The organism is Paenibacillus etheri (genome assembly GCF_001012825.1).
GTDB classification, from domain to species: domain Bacteria; phylum Bacillota; class Bacilli; order Paenibacillales; family Paenibacillaceae; genus Paenibacillus_AQ; species Paenibacillus_AQ etheri.
Map to the genome: position 1 here is coordinate 714,558 of NZ_LCZJ02000018.1, position 13,405 is coordinate 727,962.

Annotated in this window: 11 protein-coding genes; 10 read left to right on the forward strand and 1 reads right to left on the reverse strand. The window is 43.4% G+C overall.

Annotated features, from left to right (window positions below; translation table 11 throughout):
* Positions 1-2 precede the first annotated feature (2 nt).
* On the forward strand, positions 3-512 hold the full coding sequence (locus tag UQ64_RS08790) for a hypothetical protein (protein ID WP_060623047.1): 510 nt from the start codon (positions 3-5) through the stop codon (positions 510-512).
* Between the two features lie 200 nt (positions 513-712).
* Positions 713-2,419 carry a YifB family Mg chelatase-like AAA ATPase gene (locus tag UQ64_RS08795; protein WP_060623048.1) on the forward strand — a complete coding sequence of 569 codons (1,707 nt, stop codon included), beginning with the start codon at positions 713-715 and terminating at the stop codon, positions 2,417-2,419.
* 91 nt (positions 2,420-2,510) lie between these two features.
* Here the strand turns inward: UQ64_RS08795 and UQ64_RS08800 are convergent, their stop codons facing one another.
* Positions 2,511-2,939 carry an organic hydroperoxide resistance protein gene (locus UQ64_RS08800; RefSeq protein ID WP_060623049.1) on the reverse strand — a complete coding sequence of 143 codons (429 nt, stop codon included), beginning with the start codon at positions 2,937-2,939 and terminating at the stop codon, positions 2,511-2,513.
* 143 nt (positions 2,940-3,082) lie between these two features.
* On the opposite strand from UQ64_RS08800, the gene UQ64_RS08805 reads away from it, so the two are divergent.
* The 8 genes from UQ64_RS08805 to hslU all read left to right on the forward strand — a co-directional run bounded on the left by UQ64_RS08805 (position 3,083) and on the right by hslU (position 13,033).
* A complete protein-coding gene (locus UQ64_RS08805) occupies positions 3,083-3,571 on the forward strand; it encodes a MarR family winged helix-turn-helix transcriptional regulator (RefSeq protein WP_245237897.1) in 489 nt (162 codons plus the stop codon).
* Positions 3,572-3,923: 352 nt separating this feature from the next.
* Positions 3,924-5,084, forward strand: a complete 1,161-nt coding sequence (sucC, locus tag UQ64_RS08810; RefSeq protein ID WP_042128955.1) for an ADP-forming succinate--CoA ligase subunit beta — start codon at positions 3,924-3,926, stop codon at positions 5,082-5,084.
* 62 nt (positions 5,085-5,146) lie between these two features.
* Entirely contained in the window at positions 5,147-6,076 is a 930-nt protein-coding gene (gene sucD, locus UQ64_RS08815; protein WP_042128953.1) for a succinate--CoA ligase subunit alpha, read from the forward strand.
* A gap of 219 nt (positions 6,077-6,295) precedes the next feature.
* Complete coding sequence (gene dprA / locus UQ64_RS08820) at positions 6,296-7,414, forward strand: DNA-processing protein DprA (RefSeq protein WP_060623050.1); 1,119 nt, start codon at positions 6,296-6,298, stop codon at positions 7,412-7,414.
* Between the two features lie 36 nt (positions 7,415-7,450).
* Positions 7,451-9,550 carry a type I DNA topoisomerase gene (gene topA, locus UQ64_RS08825; protein ID WP_060623051.1) on the forward strand — a complete coding sequence of 700 codons (2,100 nt, stop codon included), beginning with the start codon at positions 7,451-7,453 and terminating at the stop codon, positions 9,548-9,550.
* The gene (gene trmFO, locus UQ64_RS08830) at positions 9,550-10,926 is read left to right on the forward strand and encodes an FADH(2)-oxidizing methylenetetrahydrofolate--tRNA-(uracil(54)-C(5))-methyltransferase TrmFO (RefSeq protein WP_280818175.1); all 1,377 of its coding nucleotides are present in this window, start codon (positions 9,550-9,552) and stop codon (positions 10,924-10,926) included. Before topA ends, trmFO begins: the two co-directional genes overlap by 1 nt.
* Before the next feature lie 130 nt (positions 10,927-11,056).
* Positions 11,057-11,599, forward strand: a complete 543-nt coding sequence (gene hslV / locus UQ64_RS08835; protein ID WP_042189455.1) for an ATP-dependent protease subunit HslV — start codon at positions 11,057-11,059, stop codon at positions 11,597-11,599.
* Between the two features lie 33 nt (positions 11,600-11,632).
* Complete coding sequence (hslU, locus tag UQ64_RS08840) at positions 11,633-13,033, forward strand: ATP-dependent protease ATPase subunit HslU (protein WP_060623053.1); 1,401 nt, start codon at positions 11,633-11,635, stop codon at positions 13,031-13,033.
* Positions 13,034-13,405: the final 372 nt, after the last annotated feature.

Below are 13,405 nucleotides of genomic sequence, written 5' to 3' on the forward strand. Positions count from 1 at the left end.
ATATGGCTAACGTTTTTTTTACATCCGACCATCATTTTGGACATAAGTTGATTATTGATTTTGAATCCAGACCCTTTATAGATGTGGCACAAATGAATGAAGCCATGATTGAGAGCTGGAATTCAGTAGTGAATCCGGATGATAAAGTGTTTCATTTGGGAGACTTTTCGTTTCTTAATAAGGAAGCGACACATGCTATTGTGGAAAGGCTTCATGGCTATAAGATTCTAATTCTCGGCAATCATGATCGCGGCCGCGGTCGGGATTGGTGGCTTGAAGCAGGCTTTGACGAGGTTAGTGAATATCCGCTAATTTACAAGGATTTCTTTTTTCTCTCTCATGAGCCTATGTATATGAATAAACATATGCCTTACGTAAATGTGCATGGTCATATCCACGGGCAAAAATATGAAGGAAAGAATTATTTTAACATTTGTGTGGAGCATTGGAACTATAAACCGTTGACTTTTGAACAGATTAGGGACTCTGTCGTAGTCAGTGAAGAAGGTTGATGTAGGTCTACGGGATTATTTGTGCGTATTTATGCAATCTGATGTTTGTTTATAATTATTGAATAATTGTTGATTACGTAAGGATTCCATCTATATAATGAGATATAATAGCTAATTTATTACCGGAAAAAAAGGAAGCACCTTTTTTCTTGAAGATTTGACACCAAACAGGGGTGTATTTCAGGAGATGAGGTGTTTTTATGTATGGAAAAATGAATAGTGCGTGTCTGTATGGAATTGAAGGGGTAATGATAGGTGTTGAAATTGATCTTGCGAATGGATTGCCACAGACGAATATCATTGGTTTGCCGGATTCAGCGATTCGTGAAGCAGTAGAAAGAGTAAGAGCCGCTGTTAAGAACTGTGGCTATCGCTATCCCCAGCAGCGCATTACGATAAATCTAGCACCAGCCGACTTACGAAAAGAAGGCTCTGCCTTTGACCTTGCGATTGCTCTGGGGATACTGATAACTAGTGGTCAACTGATTATGCCCTCAGCTAAAGAGGTGCTCTTCATTGGTGAGCTTGCGCTCGACGGCAGTCTACGGCCAGTATCAGGAGTTCTGCCAATGGTGGAAGCAGCACGTAAAAATGGATTTAAGGCTGTACTGCTTCCTCAAGGGAATGCTGCTGAGGCAGCTTTGATCAGCGGCATAAATATATACACAATCGACCATTTATGTGCATTACCGAACCCGAAAGAACCAACGTCCAATTCTGCTAAGGGTGTCAAAGGGGGAGATGAACAGAATCAACGGGATGTGGGAGTTTCTGGAGAAATGCCTTCTTTACCGTCTCTTCCTTTTCCTGTAACTGTAACAAAGGGGATGGATGCTAATGAACGACCTCCGATTCTTGTCTTTTCTTTGGAACATCTTAAATATACCCCGGTTTACGGTGCTTCTGAGGACTCCTCATGTGCAATGAACGAGATGATAGATGATTACAGTGATGTGCTAGGTCAACAACATGTAAAAAGAGCCCTAACCATTGCGGCAGCAGGCATGCACAATATTTTGCTCATCGGCCCACCCGGTACAGGGAAAACGATGCTGATTAAACGCCTTCCAAGCATCCTTCCGAAATTGTCTGAGAGTGAGGCACTTGAAGTAACCAAAATTTTTAGCGCAGCAGGTACTTTGAAAGATGCCCACAACGGTTTGTTGCGTAGTCGTCCTTTTCGCTCCCCCCATCATACGATATCAGCCGCAGGTCTTATTGGGGGTGGAGGTATTCCAAAGCCGGGAGAAGTTAGTCTTGCGCATCGAGGCATTCTCTTTCTAGATGAGTTGCCCGAGTTCTCTCGAAATGTACTTGAAGTGTTGCGCCAGCCGCTTGAAGACGGGGTTGTTACCATAAGTCGGGCTCGCGCTTCATTTACCTATCCTGCAAAATTTATGCTTGCAGCATCGATGAATCCCTGCAGCTGTGGTTATTTTGGGAGTGGTCTTTCGCAACAACATTGTACATGCAGTCCTGCTAGGATTGCTCAATATCGCGCAAAGATTTCAGGGCCCTTATTGGATCGTATTGATTTACAGGTGGATGTTCCTCGCCCAAAGGAATGGGATCGACAGGGGCATGTTTTATCTTCGGCTGAGATGCATGCAGAGGTCTTGGCGGCACAGGCAATACAGGTTAAACGGTTTAAACGCTTGCCTATTTCTTGGAACAGTGAACTTTCCGGCGCTTCCCTTCGAAGATATGCAAATCTTAGCCGTGAAGGGGCTCAATTGCTGCATGACATTCTGGAGAATTTAGGTTTAAGCATGCGAGCGCATGATCGAATTATTAAGCTATCCCGTACAATAGCTGATCTGGAAGGCGCACAGGATATTACTTCTGCTCATCTTGCGGAGGCTGTACAGTACCGTAATTTAGACAGGCAGGCGATGACGGAAGAATAAATAGAATAGAGCAGCGATTCCCGTAATTGGTGAATTGCTGCTCTATATTTTGGGTTATTGATTCCACCCTAAGGGTGTTTATAGTACTTTCTTACAGTACATTCAATTCTATAGCGATATTTCCACGGGTTGCGCGGGAGTATGGGCAAGCGCCATGAGCAGCTTCTACTAAAGAGTTTGCGGTTTCTCTGTCAACGCCTTTAACCAGCACATCAAGCTTAACCGCTATGCCAAAACCTCCATCTTCAACTTTACCGAAGCTGACTGTAGCCGTTACTTCGCTACCTTCAATTTTCACTTTTCCGAGTCGAGCAACCATATTTAGAGCACTATCGAAACAAGCAGAATATCCAGCTGCAAATAGTTGTTCGGGATTTGTGCCTTCGCCACCGGAACCTCCCATTTCGCGTGGTGTACTGATCGTAAGATTGAGCCTAGGGCTTTCTGATTCGATAAAACCGTTTCTTCCTCCTACGGCTTTAACAGTTGTTTCATACATTTTTTGCTGGATGGTCATCATTGTGTATCTCTCCAATTCAATATTAGTTTGTATACAATCTAATTTATCACAATTTATTATAATGTCAAATTAATTTTTTGCTATTATTATGATGTTATGAGTGAATTATGATAAAATAGGGCTATAAGGCAGGTGAATAAGATATGAAAATGAATGAAGAAGATACGCAAAAGATGACAACTACACCTGAGCTGCTGATTGAGAATCAACTCTGTTTTACGATTTATGCTTGCTCTCGTGAGATCACAAAGCTGTATCAACCTTATTTGGATAAGATCGGTTTAACATACTCGCAATATCTAGTAATGCTTGTGTTATGGGAACGGCAGCAATGTACGGTTAAAGAAATCGGTGAGGCGCTATTTTTGGATTCGGGTACGTTGACGCCTCTATTGAAACGCCTACAAGCTGCAGGGTTGATCGTGCGTGAACGTTCGACACAAGATGAAAGGAAAGTTCTAATTTCACTAACGGAGCATGGCTGGTCACTTCAAAATAATGCGGCTTGTATTCCTGGAAAAATGATGGAAGAAACGACTATGTCCAGCGATGAGACTGTAGAGCTGCTTGAGCAGTTCAAAAGTTTGCTGAACCGTGTTCATGAGGCGAACACTCAAGATAGTAAAAAGTAAGTATGATGAGGCGTCAATGCGATCGTTCGCATTCCGGCATGAAACCAAGCGAAAAAATGTGTACAAATCATGAATATATTTAAGGAAAGCGTTTTAAAAACATGTTACACTATTCTGGGTTCCTTTATATGGCATATAGGTAAGTATAAGATTAGTCTTATAGATTTACTCAATGTCTCTCACAGAAACAAGGCTATTCTTATACGATTGGTATAGCAGTTTCTGTTGGTTCTGGAATAGTGCTGCATGTTTAACATCAGCCTATCCCTAACCCCGCGGCAATCAAAACGGAAGGCGAGATGACAACAGGCTGCCTGCCTGAGTCACCACGCTACTTTAGGAGGCTACCGCTATGAATATCCACGAGTATCAGGGAAAAGAAGTGCTTAAGAAGTACGGTGTGGCCGTACCGAATGGAAAAGTAGCTTATACAGTGGAGGAAGCGGTAGAAGCCGCAGAGTCACTGAGTACACCGGTTGTTGTAGTCAAAGCTCAGATTCACGCAGGTGGACGCGGTAAAGCTGGAGGTGTAAAGGTTGCTAAGAATATCGATGAAGTGCGTACTTACGCAACCGAGATTCTCGGCAAGACTTTAGTTACTCACCAGACTGGTCCGGAGGGTAAGGTAGTAAAGCGGCTTCTTATTGAAGAGGGCTGTCAAATTGTTAAAGAGTATTACATTGGTATTGTTGTAGATCGAGGAACTGGTCGAGTGGTTATGATGGCATCTGAAGAAGGTGGCACAGAGATTGAAGAGGTTGCAGCTACACATCCGGAGAAGATTTTTAAAGAAATCATTGATCCGGCAGTAGGTTTGCAGACTTTCCAAGCTCGTAAACTAGCTTACAGCATCTCTATTCCTAATGAACTGGTAGGCAAGACTGTGAAATTCATGCAAGCGCTATATCTAGCTTTTGTGGATAAAGATTGCTCTATTGCCGAAATTAACCCATTGGTAGTTACAGCGGATGGTAATGTGATGGCTCTAGATGCTAAGCTGAATTTTGACCCCAATGCTTTGTTCCGCCACAAGGATATTCAAGAGCTTCGGGATCTGGATGAAGAAGATTTGAAAGAAATCGAAGCCTCAAAGTATGACCTGAGCTATATTGCGCTTGATGGCAATATTGGTTGTATGGTGAACGGTGCAGGCCTAGCGATGGCAACGATGGATATAATTAAATATTACGGAGGCGAACCCGCCAACTTCCTTGATGTAGGGGGCGGTGCAACTACCGAGAAAGTTACAGAAGCCTTTAAAATCATTCTTTCGGATGAAAAGGTAAATGGAATTTTCGTTAACATTTTCGGCGGTATTATGCGCTGTGACGTTATTGCTAACGGTGTTGTGGAAGCGGCAAGTCAATTGGGATTGACTAAACCGCTTGTTGTTCGTCTTGAAGGAACAAATGTTGGATTGGGTAAGCAAATCTTGGCTGGATCGGGACTTAACATTGTAGCTGCTGATTCTATGGCGGACGGTGCCCGTAAGATTGTATCTCTTGTGCAATAATGGCTCGGAAGTTGAAGCCAGTTATCGTATTTGACAATATAAGTAGGGATGTGACTTAAGGCATGAGCATTCTTGTAGATAAAAATACGAAAGTTATCACGCAAGGTATTACAGGAGCAACGGGCTTGTTCCATACTAAAGGTGCGCTGGATTATGGGACACAGATGGTTGGAGGAGTAACGCCGGGTAAAGGTGGAACGACAGTTAATATCACCCTTGAAAATGGCAGTGAAGTAAGTCTTCCGGTATTTGATACTGTTGCAGCTGCTAAGGCAGCTACTGGAGCAACTGCAAGTGTGATTTATGTACCGCCAGCCTTCGCAGCAGACTCCATCATGGAGGCTGTAGATGCGGAGCTGGATTTGGTTATCTGTATTACCGAAGGTATTCCTGTGCTTGATATGGTAAAAGTCTCTCGTTATATGGAAGGCCGTTCTACAGTGTTGATCGGTCCAAACTGTCCGGGTGTCATCACTCCTGGAGAGTGTAAGATTGGAATCATGCCTGGTTATATTCATATGCCTGGTTATGTTGGAGTGGTCTCGCGTAGCGGAACGCTAACCTATGAGGCTGTTCATCAGCTAACCACGCGTGGAATTGGACAGTCTTCCGCTGTGGGTATTGGCGGAGACCCTGTTAAAGGCTCTGAGTTTATTGATATTTTGAAGCTGTTTAATGAGGATCCGGGCACGAAAGCAGTTATCATGATCGGAGAGATCGGTGGTACTGCAGAGGAAGAAGCAGCAGAGTGGATTCGTGAACACATGACCAAGCCAGTTGTGGGCTTCATTGGAGGAGCAACTGCACCTCCGGGCAAACGAATGGGGCATGCTGGTGCTATCATTTCTGGAGGTAAAGGTACAGCTAGCGAAAAAATTGCCGTACTGGAAGCTTGCGGAATTAAGGTAGCCCCTACACCTGCTGAAATGGGTTCGACACTCGTAAGTGTGCTTGAAGAGCGCGGTATTCTCAATGCTTTTACATCGCACTAGTTTTTGGAGTTAATACAGGGAAATCACTCCACGTAGTGAGGTTATTTCGTGTATAATTAATTTAAGAGGTAAGCAACCTTTTGTCCTATCCAGGGATGAAAGGTTGCTTTTTTTATTTTAATAGAAATTTATTGAATTTAAAGAAATGCTTGCGTTTTCAAGATGTGTAACACAAAATAGGGAAGGCTAGGCCTCCCATGTTGAGGAGCGAAAAATGATATGGAAGAACAGGAACTACTATTCGGTTTTAACGAAGTGGAAGGTATTGGCTGGAAAACTATCGACAAGATTTGCAGAGCTGGGCTTTTGTCAGAAAAAGCATTTTCTTGTAGCGCAGAAGATTGGGAAAAGATTGGGTTGACCGAGAAAATGTCGATTCATCTTGCTTCTATATATACGTTGGAGTGGATAGTAAATCGACGCTTACTAATGGAAGAAAGTGCTGTGAACATGGTTACGGTTTTCGATGCAGACTACCCCAATTTATTGAAGGAGACGGCTCAGCCACCTTGGATTCTTTATTATCGCGGGCGTTTGGATCTGTTATCGACACCTAGTGTGGCGATGGTAGGCACTCGTGTGCCAACAGCTTATGGACGGAAGGTAGGGGAGATCCTCACGAAAGAGCTTTGTGCAGCAGGTCTAACAGTGGTTAGCGGATTAGCGAGGGGGATTGATAGCGTTTGTCATGAAGCTGCACTAAGAAGCGGTGGAGGCACTATAGCGGTAGTAGCTACAGGTCTTGATCGTGTCTACCCGCCTGAGAACAAGGAGCTTGAGCGATTGATTTCCCGTGATGGGTTAGTGCTCACTGAGTATCCACTTGGAACCAAAAGTCATCCAGGGTTATTTCCGCAGCGCAATCGAATTATTGCCGGTCTTACATACGGGACAGTAGTCGTAGAGGCGGATAGTAGAAGTGGGTCACTCATTACCGCTGATGCTGCCTTGGAAGCAGGACGGGATGTTTTTGCTGTCCCTGGACCTATTACCTCTCCTAAAAGTAGAGGTGCTCTTGATCTGATTAAACAGGGGGCAAAGCTGGTAACCAGTGCATTAGATATTTTAGAAGAATATACTTCATATCTCCCGACAAACCGTTCAAAAACGGGTGAAAGCGGTCCCCCTGAACAGGTGGCTAACGACTTATTAATTGAAAAGAAATTGACAAATGAGGAGTCACACCTATACCATATACTGCATCAAGGACCCTTTATTTTGGACGATCTGCTTGTGAGGACAGGATGGGATTTTGGACATTTGCATTCAGTTCTGTTATCTTTAATCATAAAAAAAGCGGTAGCACAATTACCAGGAGCTATTTTTAAGGTAATTTAATATAGAGGTACGAGTGTTAACGAGGAGGAAGAGTCTATGGCAGATGCATTGGTTATTGTCGAATCGCCCGCAAAAGCGAAGACAATTGGCAAATATCTAGGTAGTAAGTATATTGTAAAGGCATCTATGGGACACATCAGAGATCTACCGAAGAGTCAAATTGGTGTTGAAGTGGAGAATGATTTCAATCCCAAATATATTACGATTCGTGGTAAAGGTTCTATATTGAAGGAATTGAAAGATGCTAGTAAAAAAGTGAAAAAAGTCTATCTCGCAGCTGACCCCGATCGCGAAGGAGAAGCGATTGCCTGGCACTTGGCACATGCACTGGATTTAGATAATACGCAGGAATGCCGAGTTGTATTTAATGAGATCACCAAACAAGCGGTGAAGGATGCTTTTAAGACGCCTCGCAAGATTAACATGGATCTTGTGAATGCGCAGCAGGCAAGACGTATACTGGATCGGCTAGTAGGTTACAAGATTAGCCCCCTATTATGGAAGAAAGTCAAAAAAGGGTTATCTGCTGGACGTGTTCAATCTGTAGCTGTAAAGATCATAATGGATCGTGAGAATGAAATCTCCGCTTTTGTACCTACTGAATATTGGAGTATTACAGCTAAACTTGGGATTCGAGATTCTGTCTTTGAAGCTAAGTTTCATAAGCTGAATGGTGTGAAGAAGGAACTTAATCAGGAAAGCGATGTTCAAGAGGTCCTTGAGGCAATCAAGAACGCAGCTTTTAAGGTAAGTAATGTGAAGGAGAAAGAAAGACAACGGCATCCTTCGGCGCCTTTTACAACAAGTTCCCTTCAACAGGAAGCAGCTCGTAAGCTTGGATTCCGTGCAGCTAAGACAATGTCTGTTGCCCAGCAATTATACGAAGGTGTGGAACTAGGCAAAGAGGGAACCGTAGGTTTGATCACCTATATGCGTACGGACTCGACACGTTTATCTGTCACTGCACAGGATGAAGCTAAAGAGCTGATTACTGCTAAGTATGGTGAAAAGTTCTTACCCGAAGCGCCTCGCCAGTATTCAAAGAAGGCAGCTGGAGCGCAAGAAGCGCATGAAGCGATTCGACCAACTTCAGCACTTCGTGAACCGGAAATGGTCAAAGAGTTCTTGAGCCGGGATCAATTCCGTCTTTACAAGCTGGTATGGGAGCGGTTCGTATCCAGTCAAATGGCTTCGGCTCTTCTTGACACACTCTCGGTTGATATAGAAGCGGGTACGGCGACGTTCAGAGCCGTTGGTTCGAAGGTTTCATTCCCAGGGTTCATGAAGGTTTATGTGGAAGGCAACGATGATGGAACTACAGATGAAGATAAGTACTTACCGCCTCTTCAAGCGGGAGATGCTTTAAATAAGCAAGAGATCGAGCCGAAGCAGCATTTTACACAGCCACCACCGCGATATACAGAAGCAAGGCTTGTAAAGACACTTGAGGAATTAGGGATAGGACGTCCAAGTACGTATGCACCAACGCTTGAAACTATTCAGAAGCGTGGTTATGTAGCTATTGAAGAGAAAAAATTCATGCCTACAGAGCTTGGTGAACTAGTCATCGAGCAAATGGAACAATTTTTTCCGGAAATATTGAACGTAGAGTTTACGGCTAATATGGAAGGGGATCTTGACCATGTGGAAGAGGGTTCAGAAGATTGGGTGAAGGTTCTTGCCGAATTTTACGAGTCTTTCGAGAAGCGCTTAGTGTTTGCCGAAGAAGAAATGAAAGAAATTGAGATTGAAGATGAAGTCTCAGATGAGATCTGCGAGAAATGTGGTAAACCACTTGTATATAAATTAGGGCGTTTCGGGAAATTTCTAGCATGCTCCGGCTTTCCAGATTGCCGAAATACGAAGCCGATCATTAAGGATATCGGTGTAACTTGCCCTAAGTGTCATGAAGGTAAAGTTGTAGAGCGTCGTAGCAAAAAAGGGCGTGTCTTCTATGGCTGCGATCAATATCCTGGCTGTGATTTCGTCTCTTGGGATAGACCATCCACTAAACCATGTCCATCTTGCGGGGCTTGGATGATTGAAAAACGCAATAAGCAAGGCACCAAGCTGCAATGTACATCTTGTGACCATACAGAGGCAGTTTTAGACAACGAAGAAGAGTTAGCAGAATAATAGTCTCTACAGGAGGAAAGAAGACAGTGACAGATACAGCAAAGGTAACAGTAATTGGAGCAGGTCTCGCAGGAAGTGAAGCGGCCTGGCAAATAGCTTCTCAAGGAGTACCCGTTAGATTATATGAAATGAGACCAGTAGTGAAGACACCAGCACACCACACCAATCAATTCGCAGAACTAGTATGCAGCAACTCCTTGCGTGCAAATGGTTTAGGCAATGCGGTGGGTGTATTAAAGGAAGAAATGCGACGTTTAAACTCTCTAGTATTAGGTGCAGCTGATCGTCACGCTGTACCTGCTGGCGGCGCACTTGCCGTGGATCGGGACGGTTTCTCGGGAGAAATTACGAGTACATTGCATAATCATCCGCTCGTAGAAGTCATAAATGAGGAACTTACGCATATACCGGAGGAAGGGATTGTTGTTATTTCAACAGGTCCACTCACTTCTCCTGCATTATCTGCAGAAATTAAGGGCTTATTAGGTGAAGAGTATTTCTATTTTTATGATGCTGCAGCACCGATTGTTGAGAAGGACAGTATCGATATGAATAAAGTGTATCTGGCTTCCCGTTATGACAAAGGAGAAGCAGCTTACCTGAACTGTCCAATGACTGAAGAGGAGTTTGACGTGTTTTATGATGCGTTGATTTCTGCAGAGACGGCGGCGCTCAAGGATTTTGAGAAAGAGATATACTTTGAGGGCTGTATGCCTATCGAAATCATGATGAAGCGTGGTAAGCAAACAGCATTGTTTGGTCCAATGAAGCCTGTAGGGCTTATTAATCCACACACAGGTAAGCTACCGTATGCGGTAGTACAGCTTCGTCAGGATAATGCTGCTGGAACGCTTTACAATCTGGTGGGCTTTCAAACGCACTTGAAATGGGGCGAGCAGAAGCGTGTATTCTCTCTGATTCCGGGTCTTGAGAATGCTGAATACGTTCGGTATGGTGTAATGCATAGAAATACATTTATTAATTCTCCTAAACTCTTGCATCCTACTTATCAGATGAAGGGCAAAGAAAGGCTATACTTTGCCGGGCAGATGACTGGTGTAGAAGGTTATGTGGAGTCAGCAGCCTCAGGTCTGATTGCCGGTATTAATGCTGCTAGAGCCGCACTCGGTAAGGAAGGTCTGATCTTCCCGCAAGACACGGTGCTTGGAAGTATGCCTGCTTATATCACATCCGCTGATCCGGAGCATTTTCAGCCTATGAATGCCAACTTTGGCCTTTTGCCGAAGGTGGAGAAGAAAATCCGTAATAAAAAAGAAAAGAATGAGATGCTAGCGCATCGTGCATTAGACAGTCTTGCCGAGTACGCTAATCGTACGGGCCTCGCTTATACAGAACCGGAGGCTATCGATAACTAAGCATAAACGCCCTCGGCGTCCTTATTAGGACGGTGAGCGTTTAAGCGAGAAATATAAGGATAATGTATAACGTGAAACTTATACTTTCTTATATTTGAACAAAGCCCATCTTAAGGAGGTAACTACAATCATGGTACCCAGCTTTCATGCGACTACAATTTGTGCTGTAAGACATAACGGACAGGCAGCTATAGCAGGTGATGGTCAGGTTACATTCGGAGAGAGTGTAATTATGAAGACGACGGCGAGAAAAGTCCGTCGCTTATACAGAGGACAAGTAATAGCAGGGTTCGCAGGATCTGTGGCGGATGCTATCACTTTGTTCGAAAAATTTGAAGGCAAGTTGGAGGAGCATCATGGAAACCTGCAACGGGCAGCCGTAGAATTAGCGAAAGACTGGCGTCAAGATCGTATTCTTCGTAAACTTGAGGCACTAATGATTGTTATGGACAAGGAAGGAATGCTCTTGATCTCCGGAAATGGTGAAATTATCGAGCCAGATGATGATGTGCTCGCTATTGGTTCCGGTGGTAACTTTGCACTTGCTTCCGGTCGCGCGCTCAAACGTCATGCTCCAAATCTTGCTGCTGCGGATATCGCTCGTGAGGCTCTTCAGATTGCATCAGAAATATGTGTGTATACTAACTCCAATATTATTGTTGAGCAATTATAGGCTCAGTGCCATAGAGACAAGGAGGAATTCACGATGGTGAATCAATCGCTAACACCCCGTCAAATCGTAGCTGAATTGGATAAATATATTGTAGGTCAGAAACAAGCTAAGAAATCGGTAGCTGTTGCCCTTCGTAATCGTTATCGGCGCAGTCTGCTGGCTGAGGAACTGCGTGATGAAGTTGTTCCTAAGAACATCTTGATGATCGGACCTACTGGTGTAGGGAAAACCGAAATTGCCCGGCGTTTAGCCAAGCTTGTTAATGCTCCGTTCATTAAAGTGGAGGCTACTAAATTCACTGAGGTGGGTTATGTAGGGCGAGATGTGGAGTCTATGGTGCGTGATCTGGTTGAGACCTCCATTCGTATGGTGAAGCTAGAACGTACGGAAAAGGTGAAGGACCGTGCAGAAGAACTGGCTAACGAGCGGATTGTTTCTATTTTAGTGCCTTCGTCTTCAAAGAATAAATCTCAGAAGAATCCTTTTGAGATGATTTTTGGCGGGAATTCTTCACAAGAGGACTCTAAAGAAGATTCCGAACCAGATGGAAGCTTGAGTGAACGCCGCCGCGGGGTTAGATTTAAGCTGCTAGCTGGTCAATTGGAAGAAGATACCATTGAAATAGATGTTGAGGATACGGCGCCGTCTATGCTGGATATGTTTGCAGGGCAAGGGAACGACCAGATGGGGATGAATATGCAAGAAATGTTTGGTAGTTTACTTCCGAAGCGGACGAAGAAGCGTAAGCTTCCTATCCGTGAGGCTCGTAAAGTGCTGATTCAGGATGAAGCGACCAAACTGATTGATATGGACGATGTCATTCAGGAATCTGTGACACGTGCTGAACAATCGGGTATTATTTTTATCGATGAGATTGATAAGGTAGCAAGTCAAGGTAAGGGTTCTGGCCCCGATGTATCACGTGAAGGTGTGCAAAGAGATATCCTTCCAATTGTAGAGGGTTCAACAATCATGACAAAATACGGTCCTGTGAAGACGGACTATGTGCTCTTTATGGCTGCCGGGGCTTTTCATGTTGCTAAACCTTCTGATCTGATTCCTGAGCTTCAGGGACGTTTTCCGATTCGTGTAGAACTAAGCAGTCTGACACTTGAGGATTTCGTATCCATTTTAACGGAGCCGGAGAATGCTTTGACGAAACAATATGTTAATTTGTTAAAGACCGAGGACATTGAAGTTGAGTTCCAGAAGGATGCTATTTATGAAATTGCCAAAATAGCTGCTTCAGTGAATCAAAATATGGAGAATATAGGTGCTCGGCGACTTCATACCATTTTGGAGAAGCTATTGGAGGATCTATCTTTTGAAGCACCTGAGCTAACTCTGGACACTATGGTTATAACACCGGAGTATGTGCGTGAAAAATTGGCAAGTATTGCACAAGATCGTGATTTAAGTCAGTACATTCTTTAATGCGACAAATTTTATTTATTTGAATTTGGGCATAACGTATTAGAAAATTACAATTCAGTGTCATTAAAAGGTAAAAAAATGTAAAAACATGCAATTAAAAAGAAGTTTTTGAGTTAAAAAAGGAATAAAATAGTAATAAAGTGCTAAAAGCCCTGTCTTTTCTAAAAAGATAGGGCTTATTTCTTATTGTAATAATATACAAATTAAATGAAAATCAATGTATGTGAAATACTAATAAGTTATACTTTGCGACAAGGTTCGACGTGAAAATTGATAAATAGAGGACTTTTATACTTTATTTGTCGAAATCAAGCAGGTTTTTTAAGGGAAGTTGTGGAATTCTATTCATTATGATAGCTTTGAAAGGAGGAA

What these genes read in the sequence shown, in the direction of transcription:
- UQ64_RS08805 (WP_245237897.1), top strand. Translation starts at nt 3,083, where the DNA reads ATGAAAATGAATGAAGAAGATACGCAAAAGATGACAACTACACCTGAG.
- sucD (WP_042128953.1), top strand. Translation starts at nt 5,147, where the DNA reads ATGAGCATTCTTGTAGATAAAAATACGAAAGTTATCACGCAAGGTATT.
- hslU (WP_060623053.1), top strand. Translation starts at nt 11,633, where the DNA reads ATGGTGAATCAATCGCTAACACCCCGTCAAATCGTAGCTGAATTGGAT.
- topA (WP_060623051.1), top strand. Translation starts at nt 7,451, where the DNA reads ATGGCAGATGCATTGGTTATTGTCGAATCGCCCGCAAAAGCGAAGACA.
- dprA (WP_060623050.1), top strand. Translation starts at nt 6,296, where the DNA reads ATGGAAGAACAGGAACTACTATTCGGTTTTAACGAAGTGGAAGGTATT.
- UQ64_RS08795 (WP_060623048.1), top strand. Translation starts at nt 713, where the DNA reads ATGTATGGAAAAATGAATAGTGCGTGTCTGTATGGAATTGAAGGGGTA.
- UQ64_RS08800 (WP_060623049.1), bottom strand. Translation starts at nt 2,939, where the DNA reads ATGATGACCATCCAGCAAAAAATGTATGAAACAACTGTTAAAGCCGTA.
- sucC (WP_042128955.1), top strand. Translation starts at nt 3,924, where the DNA reads ATGAATATCCACGAGTATCAGGGAAAAGAAGTGCTTAAGAAGTACGGT.
- hslV (WP_042189455.1), top strand. Translation starts at nt 11,057, where the DNA reads ATGGTACCCAGCTTTCATGCGACTACAATTTGTGCTGTAAGACATAAC.
- UQ64_RS08790 (WP_060623047.1), top strand. Translation starts at nt 3, where the DNA reads ATGGCTAACGTTTTTTTTACATCCGACCATCATTTTGGACATAAGTTG.